16 protein-coding genes are annotated in these 20,593 nt (G+C 43.1%); 15 read left to right on the top strand and 1 reads right to left on the bottom strand.

Going from position 1 to position 20,593, the window contains the following annotated elements; translation table 11 throughout:
* Nucleotides 1-20 precede the first annotated feature (20 nt).
* The 13 genes from MB380_RS16770 to galK all read left to right on the top strand — a co-directional run bounded on the left by MB380_RS16770 (nucleotide 21) and on the right by galK (nucleotide 16,006).
* Complete coding sequence (locus MB380_RS16770; protein WP_253528337.1) at nucleotides 21-1,016, top strand: GRP family sugar transporter; 996 nt, start codon at nucleotides 21-23, stop codon at nucleotides 1,014-1,016.
* A 20-nt stretch (nucleotides 1,017-1,036) separates the two neighbouring features.
* Nucleotides 1,037-1,957, top strand: a complete 921-nt coding sequence (gene rbsK / locus MB380_RS16765; RefSeq protein WP_253528319.1) for a ribokinase — start codon at nucleotides 1,037-1,039, stop codon at nucleotides 1,955-1,957.
* Nucleotides 1,958-2,007: 50 nt separating this feature from the next.
* Nucleotides 2,008-2,901 carry a PorP/SprF family type IX secretion system membrane protein gene (locus MB380_RS16760; protein ID WP_253528303.1) on the top strand — a complete coding sequence of 298 codons (894 nt, stop codon included), beginning with the start codon at nucleotides 2,008-2,010 and terminating at the stop codon, nucleotides 2,899-2,901.
* A gap of 323 nt (nucleotides 2,902-3,224) precedes the next feature.
* Nucleotides 3,225-6,020, top strand: coding sequence for a 2-oxoglutarate dehydrogenase E1 component (locus MB380_RS16755; protein ID WP_253528300.1), 2,796 nt, complete (start codon nucleotides 3,225-3,227; stop codon nucleotides 6,018-6,020).
* A gap of 55 nt (nucleotides 6,021-6,075) precedes the next feature.
* Nucleotides 6,076-7,659 (top strand): 2-oxoglutarate dehydrogenase complex dihydrolipoyllysine-residue succinyltransferase, encoded by a 1,584-nt coding sequence (odhB, locus tag MB380_RS16750; RefSeq protein WP_253528290.1) that lies wholly within the window; start codon nucleotides 6,076-6,078, stop codon nucleotides 7,657-7,659.
* A 142-nt stretch (nucleotides 7,660-7,801) separates the two neighbouring features.
* Nucleotides 7,802-8,878, top strand: a complete 1,077-nt coding sequence (locus MB380_RS16745; protein ID WP_253528281.1) for a sensor histidine kinase — start codon at nucleotides 7,802-7,804, stop codon at nucleotides 8,876-8,878.
* A 119-nt stretch (nucleotides 8,879-8,997) separates the two neighbouring features.
* Nucleotides 8,998-9,633: a response regulator transcription factor gene (locus MB380_RS16740; RefSeq protein ID WP_101725904.1), complete on the top strand. Its 636-nt coding sequence runs from the start codon at nucleotides 8,998-9,000 to the stop codon at nucleotides 9,631-9,633.
* A gap of 79 nt (nucleotides 9,634-9,712) precedes the next feature.
* Entirely contained in the window at nucleotides 9,713-10,666 is a 954-nt protein-coding gene (locus MB380_RS16735; RefSeq protein ID WP_253528278.1) for a papain-like cysteine protease family protein, read from the top strand.
* 100 nt (nucleotides 10,667-10,766) lie between these two features.
* Nucleotides 10,767-11,246, top strand: coding sequence for a hypothetical protein (locus tag MB380_RS16730; protein ID WP_101725902.1), 480 nt, complete (start codon nucleotides 10,767-10,769; stop codon nucleotides 11,244-11,246).
* Nucleotides 11,247-11,253: 7 nt separating this feature from the next.
* Nucleotides 11,254-11,904, top strand: coding sequence for a hypothetical protein (locus MB380_RS16725; protein WP_253528275.1), 651 nt, complete (start codon nucleotides 11,254-11,256; stop codon nucleotides 11,902-11,904).
* A gap of 126 nt (nucleotides 11,905-12,030) precedes the next feature.
* Nucleotides 12,031-12,411, top strand: a complete 381-nt coding sequence (locus MB380_RS16720) for a LytTR family DNA-binding domain-containing protein (RefSeq protein WP_253528258.1) — start codon at nucleotides 12,031-12,033, stop codon at nucleotides 12,409-12,411.
* Nucleotides 12,412-12,544: 133 nt separating this feature from the next.
* On the top strand, nucleotides 12,545-14,851 hold the full coding sequence (ppk1, locus tag MB380_RS16715; protein WP_409014712.1) for a polyphosphate kinase 1: 2,307 nt from the start codon (nucleotides 12,545-12,547) through the stop codon (nucleotides 14,849-14,851).
* The gene (galK, locus tag MB380_RS16710) at nucleotides 14,852-16,006 is read left to right on the top strand and encodes a galactokinase (RefSeq protein WP_253528239.1); all 1,155 of its coding nucleotides are present in this window, start codon (nucleotides 14,852-14,854) and stop codon (nucleotides 16,004-16,006) included.
* Between the two features lie 71 nt (nucleotides 16,007-16,077).
* Here the strand turns inward: galK and gyrB are convergent, their stop codons facing one another.
* The gene (gyrB, locus tag MB380_RS16705; protein ID WP_253528236.1) at nucleotides 16,078-18,051 is read right to left on the bottom strand and encodes a DNA topoisomerase (ATP-hydrolyzing) subunit B; all 1,974 of its coding nucleotides are present in this window, start codon (nucleotides 18,049-18,051) and stop codon (nucleotides 16,078-16,080) included.
* Between the two features lie 224 nt (nucleotides 18,052-18,275).
* On the opposite strand from gyrB, the gene MB380_RS16700 reads away from it, so the two are divergent.
* The gene (locus MB380_RS16700) at nucleotides 18,276-18,788 is read left to right on the top strand and encodes a phosphoglycerate mutase family protein (protein ID WP_253528233.1); all 513 of its coding nucleotides are present in this window, start codon (nucleotides 18,276-18,278) and stop codon (nucleotides 18,786-18,788) included.
* Between the two features lie 109 nt (nucleotides 18,789-18,897).
* The gene (locus MB380_RS16695) at nucleotides 18,898-20,550 is read left to right on the top strand and encodes a S41 family peptidase (RefSeq protein WP_253528230.1); all 1,653 of its coding nucleotides are present in this window, start codon (nucleotides 18,898-18,900) and stop codon (nucleotides 20,548-20,550) included.
* Nucleotides 20,551-20,593: the final 43 nt, after the last annotated feature.

Below are 20,593 nucleotides of genomic sequence, written 5' to 3'. Positions count from 1 at the left end.
ACCTCTAATCATCCGGCCAAATGTTTATCATAGAAACATATCCGCTTGCCGTACTGTTCTGTATTATTACCATGTTGTGCTGGGGTTCATGGGCCAATACCCAAAAACTGGCGGCAGCTACCTGGCGTTTTGAATTATTTTATTGGGACTACGTAACCGGTATCGTACTGCTGGCTACTTTTCTGGCATTTACACTGGGCAGCAACGGCACCGAAGGGCGAAGCTTTATTGCTGATGTTCAACAGGCTGATGCCAGCAATGTAAGCTCGGCCATGCTGGGCGGGGTGGTTTTCAACGCAGCTAATATTCTTTTGGGTGCGGCTATATCTATTGCAGGTATGGCAGTGGCTTTTCCGGTTGGTATTGGTCTGGCGCTGGTGATTGGCGTGATTGTGAACTACCTGGATAACCCGGTTGGTAATTCATCACTTATATTTCTTGGTGTAGGGCTTATTGCTGCTGCCATATTGATTAATGCCTATGCTTACAGGCGCGCAGTTGCACAGGCAAAGGGTGTTTCTTCAAAAGGATTGATTCTCTCGGTAGTGGCCGGGGTGCTGATGGGCTATTTCTACAAATATGTGGCGCAGGCCATGTTCCAGAACTTTGAAGTACCAGAAGCCGGAAAGCTAAGCCCTTACACTGCTGTGTTCTTTTTTTCTACAGGCATCTTCTTAAGCAATATTTTGTTTAATTCATTGCTGATGTGGAAGCCTTTTGTGGGAACACCCGTTAGCTACGGCAGTTATTTTAGAGGGAGCATGAAAAATCACCTGACGGGTGTGTTAGGTGGGGTAATCTGGTGTATGGGTATGGCCTTTAGCATTATCGCATCTGATAAAGCCGGAACAGCCATTTCATACGGATTAGGGCAGGGGGCTACTGTGGTAGCAGCCATCTGGGGTATTTTTATATGGAAAGAGTTCAGAAATGCACCCCGGGGTACATCAACTATACTTAATGTAATGCTGCTGCTTTACTTAACGGGCTTGGGCTTGATAATAGCAGCAAGGTAAAATCCACAAAATTTTTAGATATGTCAAAAATAGTAGTGATAGGCAGTTCGAACACCGATATGGTGGTGAAAACGAGCCGTTTCCCCAAACCCGGGGAAACTATATTGGGAGGCACATTTTTTATGTTTGCCGGTGGGAAAGGAGCGAACCAGGCTGTATCGGCTGCCCGCATGGGAGGAGACGTGGTGTTTATTGCCAAAGTAGGAGACGACATTTTCGGCAAGCAGGCCGTTGAGGGTTTCCGGAATGAAAAAATCAATACAGACTATATCATTACTGATGCCGAAAAAGCCTCGGGTACAGCTTTAATTATTGTGAATGAAGCCGGAGAAAACAATATTGTGGTGGCGCCCGGCTCTAATGATACGTTGTCGGCAGAAGATATTCTGAAGGCAGAATCAGAAATTGAAGGAGCCGAAGTGGTACTGATGCAACTGGAGACACCACTGGCAACTGTATTTTTTGCTGCTCAACTGGGGGTTAAAACCGAAAGTAAGGTAATTCTTAACCCTGCTCCGGCACAGCAACTGCCGCAAGAGCTTTATCCGTTATTATATCTGATAACCCCCAATGAAACAGAGGCAGGCATACTGACCGGCATTGAGGTAACTGATGATGCCGCTGTTGAAGAAGCCGCACAGGTATTGCTTGATAAGGGCGTACGAAATGTAATTATTACGTTGGGTGATAGGGGGGCGTATTTCAGAAACGAATACCTTTCGTTTTTTATGGACGCGCCAATGGTTGAAGCCATAGACACCACCGCCGCAGGTGATGTGTTTAATGGCACACTGGCTGTTGCACTGGCTTATAAAAAAGACTGGCGGTCTGCCGTTGAGCTGGCCTGCAAGGCCGCTTCGCTTTCAGTAACGCGCATGGGCGCGCAGGCTTCGGCGCCCTATCTGAACGAAATTTCATCTTCTTCTAATTTCTATTTCTAAATTGCGTTTATTTTTGTTGTTTTGACAATTAATTGACCAAAAGGCAATTCATGAGAAAATACCTCTTTTTAATGCTCTTACCCATGGCTACTATGGTTAGGGCGCAATCTATACTTGAAGAGCAGTTTCAATTTAATTTTCTTGCTTTAAACCCTGCCATGACTGGAGCCCGGGAGACTTTCAGCCTCAATGGTATGTTTGGTAACCAGTTTAATGGTACGTTGCGCCCTCAGCAGGTTTATCAGCTTTTTTCTATGGATGGCGTTATACAGCAAGGCAAAGGGGGCCTTGGTTTGCAGGCGTATAACAGTAATGTAAGTGGTTTTGATAACGCCGGCGCCAAGTTGTCTTATGCCTATCGCGAGCAGTTCAGAAACGGGCTTACGGTTTCTGTAGGCGCCAACGCCGGATTCATCTATCAGCCCGTTATATTATCCGGCACTGGTGTCAAACAAATGTTCCCGTATCTGGGTTTAGGAGGTATGCTTGCTACCAAACAGTTTTTTGTAGGCCTTTCTAAACCTGTTTTACTGATAAACGATGGCCTGTATAACAGCAAACAACCGGTTTATACCATGATTGGGGCGTCGGTAGGAGAACCAGAAAACGTAATGCTCAACATTAGCGGTACGCTGGAAACCAGCAAAGGTGAAAAACCAGGTGTTTTTCTGACAGCGAAGGTATGGATGAACGAGCAGATAGGCCTGGGCCTATTATACAGAGCAGAAACACACATGGGTAGAAAGGTAAATAAAATAGTACCAATGGCAGAATTTCAACTGGGTGAGAGTTTCCGTCTGGGCGGGTCTTATGATTTTAGACCGCTGGCTTATTCAGGTTCGGCATCGCAGGAGATTTTCCAGCAGAGAGGTATTTTTCAGCTGTATATCCGTTATGAGTTTTTGGGCGAATACGGCAGCTGCAGTCGCATGAAATACTATTAATATGAAATCCCTCTTTCCGGAGGGATTTTTATTTATTTCATGGGCTTTGTTGGCGCATTGAAACACTGAAAGTCAGGAACTGAAAATTGTTTTCATATCAAATGTAACTATTCTGTTTTCTTTCATCCGAAAGACAATGATTTTAGTAAAAAAATTGTTATTTTATTGAATACCTTACTGTAACTTTGTAGCGTTTTGGCAAGTGGGGGTTTGAAGACACGGTTAGTTTAAGATTTTCCCCTCACCAGAGCAGGTTTTATGCGGTTTTACGACTAAATATTATCGTTCTCCGAAACGAGCATTTAATAATTTTAAAATTCTCAATGGACCAATTCTCGTACATCGCCAATGCTGACGTAGCCGCATTGGACGCTATTTACCAACAATACAAACAAGATCCTACTTCTGTTGACGAAAGCTGGCAGAATTTCTTCAAAGGTTTTGAGTTTCATCAGGCTTATAGTGGAAACGGACAATCGAACGGCACTAACGGAGTAGCTGCCAAACCTGCCGGTATAACATCTGCCAGTGCAGAGCACACACGCAAAGAAATGGAAGTGGTGCACCTCATCAGAGGGTACCGTTCTCGCGGGCACCTGCTATCTAAAATAAACCCTATCGGGCCGCGGAAAGACCGCAAGCCAATGCTTGACCTGGCCGATTTTAATTTGTCTGATGCAGATCTGGATACAGTTTTTGAGGCCGGAGTAGAGCTTTTTGGTGAAGCCGCCTCTTTGCGCAAAATTGTTGATGCACTTAAAAAAGTATATCTGGGCAAAATTGGTTTTGAATATTTATATATCCGCGACCGCCAGGCTAAAAACTGGTTGCGTAAGAAAATTGAACAGGAGTACCTGAACTTTACGCCAACCCGTGAGCAGAAACTCCGGATTTTTGAAAAACTGAACGAGGCCGTAAATTTTGAGAATTTCCTTCACACCAAATTCCTGGGTAAAAAACGTTTCTCGCTTGAAGGCGGCGAATCTACCATTCCTGCACTAGACATTGCCATTAACCGTGGCGCCGAACTGGGAGTAGAAGAAGTGGTAATTGGTATGGCGCACCGTGGCCGTTTGAATATACTGACCAATATTCTGCAAAAGCCTTACGAGCAGGTTTTCAATGAGTTTGAAGAAAACATTCAGCTGGATGCCTATACAGACGGCGACGTGAAATACCACATGGGGTATTCAAGCCAGGTAGAAACCCCGGAAGGAAAAAGAGTGAGCCTTAAATTGATGGCTAACCCTTCTCACCTGGAGGCCGTTAATCCGGTGGTAACAGGTTATGCACGTGCCAGAGCCGATGCACACTACGAGAAAGCGGCCGTGAAACCAAACGACCGTGACGATATTTATGACAAAATTCTGCCTATCATCATTCATGGTGATGCGGCCGTTGCCGGTCAGGGCATTGTATATGAAGTAACGCAGATGTCTAACCTGCCGGGTTATTATACCGGGGGTACGCTTCATTTTGTAATTAATAACCAGGTTGGTTTTACAACCGACTTTGAAGACGCCCGTTCGTCTATCTACTGTACCGACATCGCCAAAATTATCGATGCGCCTATCTTCCATGTAAACGGAGATGACCCCGAGGCAGTGGTTTATACCATGAAACTGGCTACCGAATTCCGTCAGGAATTTAACCGCGATGTGTTCGTGAACATGATTTGTTACCGTAAATACGGCCATAACGAATCTGATGAACCGCGTATGACCCAGCCAACCATGTATAAGGTGATTGATACCCACCCGAACACCAGAGAGATTTATCTGCAGGAATTGATGGAACGTGGAGAGGCAGATGCAAAATTCTCTGAAGAACTGAAAAAACAATTTGAAGGCGAATTGCAGGACCTGCTTGCCAAAGTAAAACAAAAGCAACTGCCTTATCAGAAACCAAAACTGGAAGAAGACTGGGAAAAACTGCGTCGCTCAGTGCCTGAAGATTTTGAGCAATCGCCGGTTACAGGTATTTCAACGGCTACTATTGAGAAAATCGGGAAGGCTTTATCAAATGTGCCGAATGGTTTCAAACCTTTGAAGCAGATTGAAAAAGTACTGGATGAAAGACGTGCCATTTTTGCGCAGGAGAAGCCCTTTAACTGGTCGGTTGGTGAGTTAATGGCCTATGGCGCCATCCTTGACGAAGGCAGAATAGTGCGTATTACAGGCCAGGATGTACAACGTGGTACGTTTACGCACCGCCACGCAGTGTTGCATGATGCCGATACCAACCAGCTATATACCAATCTGGCCCATATAGACGAAAATCAGGGTAAATTTGAAATATACAATTCGCTTCTGGCTGAATACGGTGTAATGGGCTTTGAGTATGGCTACTCAATGGCTAACCCGAATGCGCTTGTTATCTGGGAAGCACAGTTTGGTGATTTCTCGAATGGTGCGCAGATTATGATTGACCAGTTTATTGCCGCTTCAGAATCAAAATGGAACAGCATGAACGGCCTTGTTTTGTTGCTGCCACATGGTTATGAAGGCCAGGGGCCTGAGCACTCAAATGCCCGCCCTGAGCGTTATCTGCAATTGGCTGCCGAGTACAACATGTATGTATGTGCCTGTACAACGCCTGCCAATATCTTCCACATGTTGCGCCGTCAGGTAGCATTACCATTCCGTAAGCCATGTATCCACATGTCGCCCAAGTCTATGTTACGCCATCCAATGGCTATTTCTAAAATAGAAGACTTTGGCGAGGGTACGCGCTTCCAGGAGACTATCGGTGACGATTTTGCCGACCCTAAAAAGGTAAAACGCGTATTATTGTGCAGCGGTAAAGTTTATTACGATTTGTTAGATAAGCAACAAAAAGAACAACGTACCGACGTAGCCATTATCCGTGTTGAGCAACTGCACCCGTTCCCTGCCAAACAGATAGAAGCACATCTGGCCAGATACAAAAAGCCAGAGGTAATATGGGTACAGGAAGAACCTGAAAACATGGGCTACTGGTCTTTTGTGTTGCGGGAGTTTCCTCAAATTGGTGTAGGTAATGTAATTGCCCGCAAGTCGAGCGCATCACCTGCCACAGGATATACCAAAATACATGCAAAAGAGCAGGCCGAAATTGTTGAGAAAGCGTTTAACAAGTAAGTAACCGTAAGAAAAATAAATATATCGATATCAATAACTTAGCAATAAACAAGTTATGGCAATAGAAATGAAAGTCCCTTCGGTGGGCGAATCAGTAAGCGAGGTAACTATCGCTTCTTGGACAAAAAAAGATGGTGACTTTGTAAAAATGGACGAGGTAATCTGTGAGCTGGAGTCTGACAAAGCCACTTTTGAACTCCCCGCAGAAGCCGACGGTATTTTAAGAATTATAGCAGCCGAAGGTACAACGTTGCCAATCGGAGCTTTGATTTGCAAAATTGAAGATTCTAATAACAATACTAAAGACAGCGCCCCTGCGGCTGCGGCGGCTCCTGCCCCGGCAGAAGCACCAAAAGAAGAAGCGAAAGCTCCTGCACCGGCTGCTGAACCTGCACCCGCTGCGGCATCAAAAACCATTGATGTGGTAGTACCGGCAGTAGGTGAATCAATTTCTGAAGTTACCATAGCCTCCTGGAGCAAAAAAGACGGCGACAGTGTGAAAATGGACGAGGTGATTTGCGAACTGGAATCAGACAAAGCCACTTTTGAACTGCCATCGCCAGAGAGCGGAGTGTTAACCATAGTTGCCCAAGCTGGTGACGTAGTGCCTATCGGTGGCGTAGTTGCCAGAATAGCCGTAGGCGCGACGGCAAGCTCAGCACCGGCACCAGCTGCTGCTCAGCAACCTGCTGCCGCAGCGCAAGCACCTGTTGAGGCCGGTAATAGCTATGCGGCCGGGCATCCGTCGCCGGTCGCTGCCAAAGTATTGGCCGAAAAGGGTATTGATCCCGCCAATGTACAAGGTACCGGTGTTGGTGGCCGCATTACCAAAGAAGATGCATTGAAAGCAACACCTGCACCACAACCAAGTTCAGCTCCTGCCACACCGGCTGCTAAAGCGCCTGCTGCACCTGCTCCGGTGGCGTCTGGTATTGAAGGGAGAATATCGCGCAGAGAAAAAATGACAAGCCTGCGTAAAACCATTGCGAAACGTCTGGTGGCCGTAAAACAGGAAACAGCCATGCTTACGACTTTCAATGAGGTGGATATGAAACCTATTATGGATCTGAGAGCCAAGTACAAAGATAAATTTAAAGAGATTCACGGTGTTGGTCTTGGCTTTATGTCGTTCTTTACCAAAGCGTGTGCCATTGCCTTGAAAGAGTTTCCGGTAGTGAATGCCTACATAGACGGCGATGAAATTGTGTATAACGACTACGCCGATATCGCCATTGCGGTTTCAGCACCACGCGGCCTGGTAGTGCCGGTAATCAGAAATGCCGAACAACTTAGTTTTGCAGGTGTTGAATCAGAGGTTGTTCGTCTGGCTGTAAAAGCAAGAGACAACAAGCTGACTATTGAAGAAATGACAGGTGGTACCTTTACTATCACCAATGGTGGTATTTTTGGCTCAATGTTGTCTACGCCTATCATTAACGCGCCGCAATCGGCTATTCTGGGTATGCACAATATTGTTGAAAGACCAGTAGTTGTGAATGGCGAAATCGTGGTTCGTCCAATTATGTACGTGGCATTAAGTTATGACCACCGCACCATTGATGGTAAAGATTCAGTAAGTTTCTTAGTGAGAGTAAAACAATTGTTAGAAGACCCAACCAGAATTTTGTTAGGCGTATAACACTTGTTACCTATATACCAGAGCGGCCATTGAGGATTTTCCCCGATGGCCGTTTTTGTTTCTGTAATTATTAAAGAAATTCTGTGGATGATTTGGATTAATTGTCTTTTTTTAGGTATTTCGGTTACCTATTAATCCGGTTTTGTTTAAAAAATATACATATTCAGCATTTTTTATACTGCTACTTAGTATATCTACTCATGCTCAGATTTCTATCAGACAAGTGCTGATAAACGGGCAGGTATATCCATATAAACCGGGCTCTGGTATTTCTATTTCTGCGCCTGACGAAAACCTGGTCATTGAGTTAAATCCGGTAAAAGGCAATTCAATCAGGTATTTCTACCGTATCAGGCCCATGTCTGAAAGTTGGTTCTGGAGCAACTACCCGTCGGTTCATTATCAGAACCTGCCGGGCGGTAATTATCACTTGCAGATAAAGGCGGTAGATAACAAACAGAGGGTGGTGGCGGCGGCGCAGGTAAGTATTAATAAAAACCAGGCTTTCTGGCAAAAATGGTGGTTCTGGCCATCTATTGTTATTTACATTTTATTGATTTTCGGCGCGGGCTTCTATTTGTTTTTTATCTATGACCTTCGCCAGAAACTCAAGCTACAGCATATCCGTAACCAGATAGCCTCCGACCTCCATGATGAGGTCGGCTCTAACCTTAACTCAATTGCCATATTCATTGAGTTGCTTCGCAAGAAGGTTATCAAGCAGAATCCGGACTTGCTGCCCATTCTGGATAAGATTACTGATAATTCAGAAGAGACAGTTTTGTTAATGCGAGATACCGTATGGGCCATAAATCCTGAAAATGATTCTACCGAAAAACTATTTGAAAGAATGCGTTCTTTTGGTGTTGAGATGCTGACAGCCCGCGGTATAACGTTTAACTTTGAGTTGCTGATTGACGGGAAAAGGGATATATTCCCGATGGAACAACGGCGTAATATTTACCTGATTTATAAAGAGGCTATTAATAATATTTCAAAGCATTCGCAGGCCACGCATGCGTCGTGCCAGGTAACCAGAGGCCAGGGGATGGTAAAAATACAAGTAAGCGACAACGGCAAAGGCTTTAATGTAAATGAGATTTTTGAAGGTAACGGACTCAAAAACTTTAAACACCGCAGCCAGGAGTATGACTTGAATGTATCTGTGCAATCAAGTGCGCAAACGGGTACAGAAGTTCTGATTGAAATAACAATTTAGGGGTGGTATCACCATAATTGGGGATTTACGCGAAACAAAATACCCCGTAATTTTACAGAAATATTTATAGCCATAAAATCAATTGATTTATAAAATTATGGGGTTAAAGTGTTTTAATAATGATTAGTGTACTACTTTTTGAAGACAATAAAAACCTCAGAGAAAGTCTTTCGCTGTACCTTTCGGGTACAGACGGACTAAGGTTGGCAGGTGCCTACCCCGAAGCAACTGATGCTGTAAAATTAGTGAGCCGGCACCAGCCTGATGTGGTGCTGATGGATATTCAGATGCCGCAGGTGTCGGGCATAGAAGCGATGATAGCCATCAAAAAAGTGAATAGTGATGTAAAAGTTTTGATTCAGACGGTATTTGAAAATGACGACAAAGTGTTTGCTGCTATTTGCGCAGGCGCCAACGGATATATTTTAAAGACTCCCAAGCCAGAAAATTATGTAAAAGCTATTTTTGACGTTTACAACGGTGGGTCTCATTTAACCCCCAGCATTGCTGCCAAGGTGCTGGCCATGTTTCAGAATCAGTTTGTGATGAAAGAGCAAACCTACGTTTCGCTGACACCGCGCGAGAAAGAAGTTTTGCAGCTGATGGTGAAAGGCATGAGTTATAAAATGATAGCCGATGCCTGTAATGTAAGTTTTAACACCATACATACCCATATAAAAAACATTTATGAGAAATTGCACGTCAATTCGGCGCCTGAAGCAGTTGTAAAAGCGCTCTCAATGCGGCTGGTTTAAAAGGTGCCTGATGCCCCCGGCTTATTATTGACTAACGATTATTGATTGAAAACAAGTGAAACTTATACCACAAACTGATATGAATTCTTGCTGGGCGGCATCTTTGGCTATGGTATCTTTAGCCCTTGATGATGAACCCAAAAGCCAGGAGGAATTTATAAAACTTAGAAACAATGCTATCGGGCTGAATGAATATCCGTATCGGGCAACCACCATACCTGATGCCGATATGGCCTATTTCACGGCAGAACATCTTTCTGGTTACACAAGTTTTACAGAGGGTTCGTTGGGTTTGCATCAGATAAAGCAATTGCTTGAAGACTCAAAACCAGTTATTTATGATTATAAGCTGAACAGCAATACGCAGTCTCATCTGGTGGTGATGGACAAAGTAGAGAAAACGGCACTATTGCCAGATAATTGTAACATATCCTGGATTCACATCAACGACCCTTGGCCAATTAATCAGGGAAATGGTTTTTATATAACCTATGAAAGATATTACGGGCAAGGTAAAATTGATGATTCGGATTCAGGACCAAGACGAAAATACACTATAACATTACTGACGAACAATAGGCCAAACCTAAATAATGACGATAAAATATATTTGTCAAATGTCTTTTTTAACGAGACCTCTGATGATTTGATACGTGCTTTCCTAAAACATGTGGAAGCCTTGCCTGATGCACAAGGCGATTCGTTTTATAATGAAATAAACTTTAATAAATCTTTGGCGGCAGCAACCAGGGTTTCTAAAGGTTACAGAGTTCTGAATGTAGGTACCCGAGGGACTTTTGCGGACTCGGGTGTGAAAATTGAAACCCTTTTGGGTATGGATGCCGATACCTATATATATTTTCTTGGCCAGAATAACAAGATTACCACCATTATTACGACCGCAAAAGTAAGGAATCCACACAACCAATTTGGTTTTAACGATAACTGGATCATCAACCATATTGAAAGAGCCGACAGGTTTGAATCAATGGCCCCGATACTTGAGAGAATCAGTAATGAAATGAATTGGTAGTGCGTTTACCCTGGCAACCGGGTGATTTTGAAAACAGCCTGAAAAACCTTACAAATTTTGAGAAGCAATATTTTATTCAATTCCTAAAACATCAATTAAAATGGGAGATTTAACCACTAAAGAAGACCTATCCGAACAAAATGGAGATCCTGCAAAAAGAGATTCCGCCGCATTAAAAAGAGTGAAAAGACACACCTACGTTGATTTGGATGAAGGGCCAAATGGTACAGAAAAAACAAGACAGGAGGGTCTATACCTTAGCCTTGACCAGATGGAGATCTTGATAAGCTATCTTAGGAAGAACCACCCGAATATTGATCACGTAAGTTTTATGATTGGCAAACTAAGCTCAAAAGAGGGGCGCTCGTTGCAAGAAAGAGCTAAGCCAAGAGTTAATGAAGAAGAATATACAGTTGAGATTTTGCCATTCCAGTTTAAAAAAGATGGTAATTCTGAGTTTTTAACGGTTGATAACGTTGTAGGTTTTCTTACTATTCCGGGGCAGCCTTTTGATAATGAAATGGGCGGCGGCGGCGGCGGCAACCAGAAAGTTCCACCACCATCAGTAAGGACTCCCTGATTAAAGCATGGATTTTACACTAGGATTATATCGGTTTTCCGGATGGTCACAGGATGTGATTTGGCTGTTAATATGCTGGATGATGCTAAAAAAAGGTGGTTATTGGACAGGGCATAAGATGTTCTTTTTGCTTTATGCCCTGTCTACTGCCTTTTTCGAAATAGTTTATGCTATAACAGCCATTACCCTGAGCAACAACCTTTTTCTGGATTATTGGTTTATAGCCCTTGAGTTTGTGGTTTTGAGTTTTTATCTGAGAGGCGTTATAAAGCTGAAATGGATAAACGTAACTGTTTACATTTTATGTCTGGCCTTTGTGGGGTTTTCTGTTTATAATTCTTTTCTGGGGCAGGGTTTTAATAACTATAATAGCTATGGCACACTCATAAACAGTCTTTACCTTACCTTTTTGTCAGGGCTAGGCCTTTTTATGCTTGCCAAAAGGTATATCAACAAAAGGCTTTTCAGCCTTACTGAAAGCTGGCTTGTATTAGGTGTTTTTCTGATATACTCAAGCATTATTATTTTTGATTATATTTATGCCCTTTCTGTACCCTATAAAAACGATACCATACTGTATGCAGTTTTAATCGTACAGAATTTTATTAAGAGCTTTTTCCTTATATTTTATATAAAAGGAATAATGTTAATTAAGTAGCTTGTTTTTCGGGGTTTTAATTTTTTTAGTTTAGTTGTTTTGTAGCCATGTAGCAAAAAATCCCCAGAATTGGGGATTTTTTGTTTTTGTACATCTGCTGAAATTTGGCATATAAAACCAACAATTATGAAACACTTTAAACCCGCTCTGTCTAAAACCCAGCATGTTGCCCAGAACCTCTACATCATGATCAATGGTATACGGATAAGTATATCACCCGAAGAAATCATTTATCTGGAAGCCAGCATAAATTATACCACCTTTCATACACGAAACAACAAGTTTACGTCTGCCTTCCATCTGAAGTTTTTTGATGAGGTGCTCAAAGAACACACTTACTTTGTAAGAATCAATAAATCTTATATACTAAACCTGAATTATCTGGAAGCACTGAACTGGAAAAGAGACACCAAAGAAGTGCGCCTGGCCGACGGCACAATGCTGCCTATCTCAAGACGCCGGGCAAGCGGAATAAAGGATATGCTCTGGAAGAAACTGAATGCCTGACCGCTCAAATAAAATGTGCAGATGCGGGTAAAAAAATGGTATAAAACTATTAAATTATTGTTAAATACTTGAATTTTTTGCTATAATTGACGTACTTCGCAAGACACATTCTGTTATTGAAGCAATGGACGATATGAATAAAGGCAAAGCAAATGAACGGGGCTCAAAGGGTAGCCTTTTTTCATTTTTAAATGGATTAGTGGGGTCAACTTCAAATAAAAGCGACGACAAAAGCAGTGCTATTCCTGAATCAAAAATCAGTCGGTATGCCGACAGCATTGAGCAGTCTAACTATATAAGCCGTGACCTGAGCTGGCTTAAATTCAACGAACGTGTGCTTGACCAGACCCGCGACAGCAACCTGAATCTTTTTGAGCGGCTGAAGTTTCTGGCCATTACTTCTTCCAATCTTGATGAGTTCTTTACCATCAGATTGGGTAGTTTGTATAATTACCTTGATTACCATAAAGAACGTATAGATTATTCGGGGTTAAGAGAAATCCCTTTTCGTAAGGCGTTGTTATCTGCAGTAAGGCAGTTTTGTCAGGAACAAGACAGAATCTTTGATGAAGAACTGAAACCCTTGTTCAAGAGCCACAAGTTTCAGGTAGTAAAAATTAGCGACCTTACCAGCAATGAGTTGACAGAGGTGGTGGATTACTTTGATTACACCATCTATCCGATGCTTACACCGATGCTCTTTGACCACACCCATGCGTTTCCGGTGCTAATTGCCAAAACGCTTATATTTGGCGTGGTAACTGATTCAAGCCGTTCTACACTGTTTTCAGAAGACAGCGAAACCAAAAAGATATCTTTTGTACAGATTCCAGGTAATCTGCCCCGTTTCTACACCATTGAGAGAAACGATGAATTGCTTTTTTTGCCAATTGAAGAGATTGTTCGCCATGAGATAAAGAAACTGTACCGAAACGTAGAGATTCAGTCGGTAAGCCTTTTCAGAATTGTGCGTAATGGCGACTTTACACTGGAGGAGTCTGATGACATTGAGTCAGACTTTGTAGACGAAATAAAACAGAAAATTAAAAGCCGTCGGCTGGGCCGTGTGGTGTATATGGAGATAGAAGCCAATGCCAACGAATGGCTGGTAAATATTTTGCAGAAACGGTGGGAAATTGACAAGTATAATATTTTTGTTGACGAGTGTCTGATTGACTACACCTGTCTTTGGCAGATTATCCGCCATCCGGAGTTTCAGGAAGAACTGGAACCTATCCATCCGCCTGTATCCCCTAAAAGACTAAAAGAAAAGAATAACGATATTTTTGAGGTGGTACGTGAAAAGGATTTACTGTTACACCACCCTTACAATAATTTTGAGCCCGTATTGCAATTGCTGGAAAGAGCTGCCGAAGACCCCGATGTACTGGCTATAAAGCTGACAATTTACCGCCTGGCCAAAAAGTCGCGCGTTACGCAGGCATTGTTAAAGGCCGCCGAGAACGGCAAGCACGTGTCGGCGCTGTTTGAAATAAAAGCCCGCTTTGACGAGGAAAACAACATCAGAGAGGCCGAACGCCTGCAAAGAGCCGGGTGTTTCGTTATCTATGGTATTGGCTGGTATAAGACACATACCAAGCTGATGTTGATTGTGCGCAAAGAAGGCAACCGTGTTGTGCAGTATGCGCATTTGGCCAGTGGCAACTACAATGAAGATACGGCCAGGTTATATACTGATATTGGCCTGTTAACCACTAATCCGGCTTACACCAAAGATATTTCAGAGTTTTTTAATGTTATTACGGGGCATTCACAGCCCGTTGATTACCGGTATCTGATTACCTCGCCAAGAGATATGCGCCGCCGCCTGATTGAGCTAATCAGAAACGAGGCATCAAATGCGCAGCAGGGCTTGCCAAGCGGTATTTGTATCAAACTTAATTCGCTTGAAGATCGGTATATTATAGATGAACTATACAAAGCGTCGCAGGCGGGTGTCAGAATCAAGCTTATCATCAGAGGTATATGCTGCTTGCGCCCGGGGCGTCAGCATCTCAGCGAAAACATTACGGTGCGCTCGGTGGTAGGTTTATACCTTGAGCACGCCCGTATATTTTATTTCCATAACAACGGCGAGCCAAGGGTATATGGAAGTAGTGCCGATATCATGGTGCGTAGTTTTGATAAGCGGATAGAGTCCATGTTTGAGCTCGTAGACGATGAAGTTAAAAAACATGCCATTGAAATATTGTATTATAACCTGCGCGACAACGTAAACGCTTACGAATTGCAGGAAGATGGTTCGTATTCAAAAGTAAAATGCTCGCTCACACCAGATGACCAACCGATCAACATTCATAAAATGTTTTTTGAAATTGAAGAGAATGGGTCTGAAGAAGCAAATTTGTTTGCACAGCAGAACGCACCCACAGAAATTGTATCAGAAGAAACACCAATAGAGACAGAAACCAATCAGTAAATGTATTCAGAAAATATCAGACAAAAGTTTTCAGACTTATATAACCAATCTCCAGACATACTTGTACGCGCCCCGGGGCGCATTAATCTGATAGGTGAACATACCGACTATAACGATGGTTTTGTGCTACCGGCGGCTATAGATAAGGCCATTTACTACGCAGTTTCTAAAAGAGAAGACCGGCAGGTGAGGCTTTTTTCATACGATTTAGATGATACCTACGAGTGTTCGTTAGATGCATTGGATAAATCTGAGAAGGGATGGGCGAATTTCTTGATTGGGATGATGGCCGAAATGGGTAAAAAAGGAGCTGAGATACCCTTCGGAGTAAATGTTGTATTTGGGGGTGATGTGCCGTTTGGAGGTGGTTTATCTTCTTCTGCGGCTATTGAAAGTGGCATTGGCTATGCACTGAACCAATTGTATAACCTTGGGTTTGCCAGAATTGACCTGGCTTTGGCAGCACAACAGGCCGAGCATAATTTTGCCGGGGTTAATTGCGGTATTATGGATATGTTTGCGTCTATTCATGGTAAAGATAAAGCCGTTATCAAACTAGACTGCCGCGATTTAAGCTACGAGTATTTTCCGTTTGAAACCACTGAGTACGCCATAGTTTTATGTAACACGGGCGTAAAGCATAACTTGGGTGACACCGAATATAATAAACGCAGGGCAGAATGCGAAGCGGGTATCAGTATTTTACAGCAGGCTTTCCCTCAGGTAAATAGTTTGCGGGATGCAAGCATTGCTATGCTCAGAAGCCAGGCCGATAAATTGCCCGGGATTGTCTATAACAGATGCCGATATGTAATTGAAGAAATAAACAGGGTTGAGCAGGCCTGCAAAGATTTGCTGAATAACGATTTTATATCTTTCGGACAGAAAATGTATGAGACCCACAGGGGGCTAAGTGAGTTGTATGAAGTAAGCTGTCCGGAGCTGGATTTTCTGGTAGAAAAAACCCTGGAAAACGAAGCTGTTGTGGGTTCAAGAATGATGGGCGGAGGCTTTGGAGGCTGTACCATTAACCTGATTAAAAAAGAGGCGGTTGATACATTTCTCGCCGATATGGAGCAGGCCTATGAAGCTGAGTTTGGGCAGAAACTCGTTTCTTACCGGATGGCAATTACTGATGGTGTAGGGGAGGTGTAATTAAAATAATGATATTCTATATAACAGGAAAAGGCCGGGAATCCGGCCTTTTCCTGTTATGGTAATAAACATCAAATATCAACTCTTGCATACTTGGCGTTGCGTTCAATGAAATCGCGGCGAGGGGCTACTTCATCGCCCATCAGCATTGAGAAGAGATGGTCTGCCTCTGCTGCCGATTCAATAGATACCTGTTTCAAAGTACGTTTGTCAGGGCGCATGGTTGTTTCCCATAGCTGCTCGGGGTTCATCTCTCCCAGACCTTTGTAGCGCTGAATACCCACGCTGTCTTCTCGGCCTGCACCAGCCAGACGCTTCACCTCACGTTCGCGCTGCTCTTCTGTCCAGCAATAAACCTCTTCTTTCCCTTTCTTAACCAGATACAACGGTGGTTGTGCAATATAAATATATCCGCTCTCAATCAATGCGCGCATGTAGCGGTAAAAGAACGTTAGAATCAGGGTACGAATGTGGCTGCCATCAATATCGGCATCGGTCATGATAATGATTTTGTGGTAACGCAACCTATCTGTATTTAAAGCCCTTTCGTCGCCATCTTTACCAATCTGTACACCCAGCGCCGTAAAAATGTTTTTAATTTCTTCGTTTTCGTAAATACGGTATTCCTGTGCTTTTTCAACGTTAAGAATTTTACCTCTCAAAGGCAGAATCGCCTGAAACGCCCGGTTACGGCCTTGTTTGGCACTACCACCGGCACTATCGCCCTCAACCAGATATACTTCGCAAAGAGATGGGTCAGACTCCGAGCAATCGGCCAGTTTACCCGGTAATCCGGTTCCAACCAATACGTTTTTGCGCTGTACCATTTCGCGTGCTTTACGGGCTGCAATACGTGCTTTGGCAGCAAGTAATACCTTGTCTACTATCATGCGAGCCTCTTTCGGGTGTTCTTCCAGATAGTTTTCAAGCATTTCAGCAACACAAGAGCTAACGGCCGATGTTACCTCGCTATTACCCAGTTTGGTTTTGGTTTGCCCCTCAAACTGTGGTTCTTGAACTTTTACTGAAATAATGGCAGTTAAGCCTTCACGGAAGTCATCACCACTAATTTCGATTTTTTCTTTTGCCAATATGCCCGATTTCTCGGCATAGCCTTTCAGCGTACGGGTAAGCGCCATACGGAAGCCCGAAACGTGAGTACCCCCTTCATGGGTATTAATGTTGTTTACAAAAGAAGATACGTTTTCGCTGTAACTGGTGTTATAAAGCATGGCAACATCAACCGGGATACCGTCTTTACTCCCTTCCATAAATATAGGTTCGGGAATCAGACGCTCACGGCCTGAGTCTATATAAGCTACAAATTCTGCCAGACCACCCTCAGAATAAAAAGTGTCTGCTTTAAAATTGCCGCTTTCGTCTTTTTCGCGCAGGTCAGTCAGAATAATTGTGATTCCTTTATTCAGGAAACACAACTCACGCAGCCTGTTCGCTACTGTTTCATACTTATATTCAGTAATGGTAAAAATGCTTGCGTCAGGCTTGAAAGTAACGGTCGTTCCTCTGTCGCTTGCCTCGCCTACCTCACGCACCGGATACAAAGGCTTGCCAATTGAATATTCCTGCTCGAATATTTTGCCTTCGCGGTGTACTTCAACTTTCAGGTGCGTAGAAAGGGCATTTACGCACGATACCCCCACACCATGCAAACCACCAGAAACTTTGTAGGTATCTTTGTCAAATTTACCACCGGCATGTAGTACGGTCATAACCACCTCAAGCGCCGACTTCTTCTCTTTGGGGTGCATACCGGTAGGTATCCCCCGGCCGTTATCTTTTACGGTTACTGAGTTATCTTCGTTTATTGTTACCTTTATTGTATCGCAATGGCCGGCGAGCGCTTCATCTATCGAGTTATCAACTACCTCCCATATCAAATGATGAAGTCCTTTTATACCAATATCACCGATGTACATGGCCGGACGTTTCCTTACTGCTTCTAACCCCTCCAGTACCTGGATGTTCTCCGCGCCATAATTTGCTTTTGAGTTTTGTGGCTCTGTGTTTTCTTGATTTTCTGTCATAATTAGTTTTAGTAAACAATTGACTATCAATAAATTAGTTATATCTTAAAATAGATGCTTGATATTCACTAATAATTAACATAAATTAGTTGTAAAGTTACACTTTTTTATCTACAAATCGAAATTTATAAGCTAATGATTATTAGCAGAATACAATTAATCAGAGCCTGATTTTTTAATTAAAACCGGGTGTTTTTCAGCCCATTGACCTGTTGATACACATTATGAAAAACTATTTTTACCTGCTTTTTATTGTGCTGTTTTTATCGGCCTGCCAGCGTTCTGTTCAGTCAACTTACTACATTGTACGGCATGGCGAAAAAGCCGATGATACTGCAGACCCTGTGCTGAGTGCAGCCGGGCAGGAAAGAGCCGAAACGTTAAAAAAACTTCTGGCCGATAAAAATATTTCGGCGGTTTATGCTACCAGTTATCAGCGTACATCTTTAACTGCTCAACCTTTGGCAGATGCCATGCAACTGAGCATACAAAAGTATGACCCCCGCAAACAGAAACCTTTTATTGAAGATTTGAAAAATATTGAAGGCAAAAACGTGCTTATAGTTGGGCACAGCAATACGGTAAGGCATATTGCCAATGGCCTGTTTGAGCAGGATACCTTGAAAAAAGACCTGGAAGAAACCGATTTCGACAACCTGTATATTGTAAAAAGACAGACTGCCCCCCAAAAGAAACTTAGTTTTACGGCAAAAACCTATGGTAAACCCACACCCTGATTCAGCGATTTAAGGGTTGGCGAATACCTTTTTTCTGATTTTTTCGTTAGCCTATCGGTAATATTGTGAATGGAAGGAGATGAATAAAAAATTTAAAAATTATTAAGCAATGAAACGTTTACGTAAGTTATCGGTTGTGATTATCCTTTTGCTGGCCATACCTTTTGTGGCATTTAAGATTGACGACCGGTATTTTGAGATAGCCAAGAATCTGGACATATTCGCCACCATGTTTAAAGAGCTGAATGCCTACTATGTAGACGAAATCAACCCAAATAAGGCCATGAGAGTGAGTATTGAGTCAATGCTGAAACAGCTTGACCCTTACACCAACTTTTATCCGGAAGATGACATTGAAGACTATATGACCCTGGCCACCGGTAAGTATAACGGTATTGGCGCAACGGTGTCGCATCAGAACAACAAGCACCTGGTGGTTATGATTTACGAAGGCTCGCCAGCTGATAAAGCCGGTATGAAAATAGGTGATGAGATTTTGAAAATAGACGGGGTTGATGTGGTTACGCGCAAAGATGTAGATATGGGCCGCCTGATGAAAGGGCAAACCGGCACAACTGTAAAAATACAAATTAAACGCTATGGACAAAATGCCCCTGTTGACCTGACAGTGGGGCGGGATATCGTAAAAACCCTGAACGTGCCGCACTCGGGTATGATCAGCGATGAGGTGGGTTACATACAACTAACTGATTTTACTGCCACAGCAGCAAAAGAAGTAAAGGCCGCTTTTACCGACCTGAAAGCGCAGGGTATGAAAAAATTAATCTTCGACCTGCGGGGTAATCCCGGAGGTTTGCTGAATATGTCTGTTGAAATCTGTAACATTTTTCTTCCTAAGGACCAGCTCATTGTAGAAACCAGAGGAAAAGTGGCTGAATGGAACAAAAAGTTTAATTCAATGGAAAACCCAATGGATACTGAAATACCTGTGGTGGTACTTATTAATAGTTCTAGTGCGTCTGCTTCTGAGATTGTGAGTGGTACTTTACAGGACTACGACCGTGCCGTAATTCTGGGGCAACGCTCGTTTGGAAAGGGGCTGGTGCAAACCACCCGTGACCTGACCTACAACACCAAAATGAAAATTACAACGGCCAAATATTATATTCCGAGCGGACGTTGTATTCAGGCGCTTGACTACAGCCACAGAAACCCTGATGGTAGTGTGGGCAGGGTGCCCGATTCTTTAAAAACTGCGTTTAAAACAAAAAATGGCCGCACGGTTTATGATGGTGGCGGTGTTGACCCTGATATTAAAACCGAAGTACCTCAGATGGCGTCAATAACAACTAATCTGTTGTTGAAGAACATGATTTTTGACTACGCCACCAAATACTACTTTGAGCATGTGGCTGCTAAACCGCAAGAGAAGTTTTCTTTGAAAGATGCTGAATATCAGGATTTCACAAACTGGCTGAAAACCAGAAACTTTACCTATGCCACCTCAATGGAAAAGAGCCTGGATAACCTGGAGGCATCTGCCAGAAAAGAAAACAGCCTTGATGCAGTGCAGGAGAGCCTGAAATTGTTGAGAGAAAAAATAAACCAGACCAAGCAGCAAGATTTAATAAAGTATAAAGCTGATATTAAAGAACAGCTGGAGGCCGAGATTCTAAGCCGCTATTATTATCAGAAAGCCATGAAGTTTGTTTCGTTTGACAGAGACAAAGAAGTGCAGGAAGCAATTAAATTATTTAAAGATATGCCCAGATACCAGTCTATTCTGAAAGGCGGAAAATAAAAGTTATTGCAGGTATTTACAGGGTGCCACAGTTATGCAAAAG

Source organism: Emticicia sp. 21SJ11W-3 (assembly GCF_024138715.1).
GTDB lineage: Bacteria > Bacteroidota > Bacteroidia > Cytophagales > Spirosomataceae > Emticicia > Emticicia fluvialis.
The sequence above is the reverse complement of the archived record's forward strand: the minus strand, read 5'-3'. Positions and strand labels throughout refer to the sequence as shown.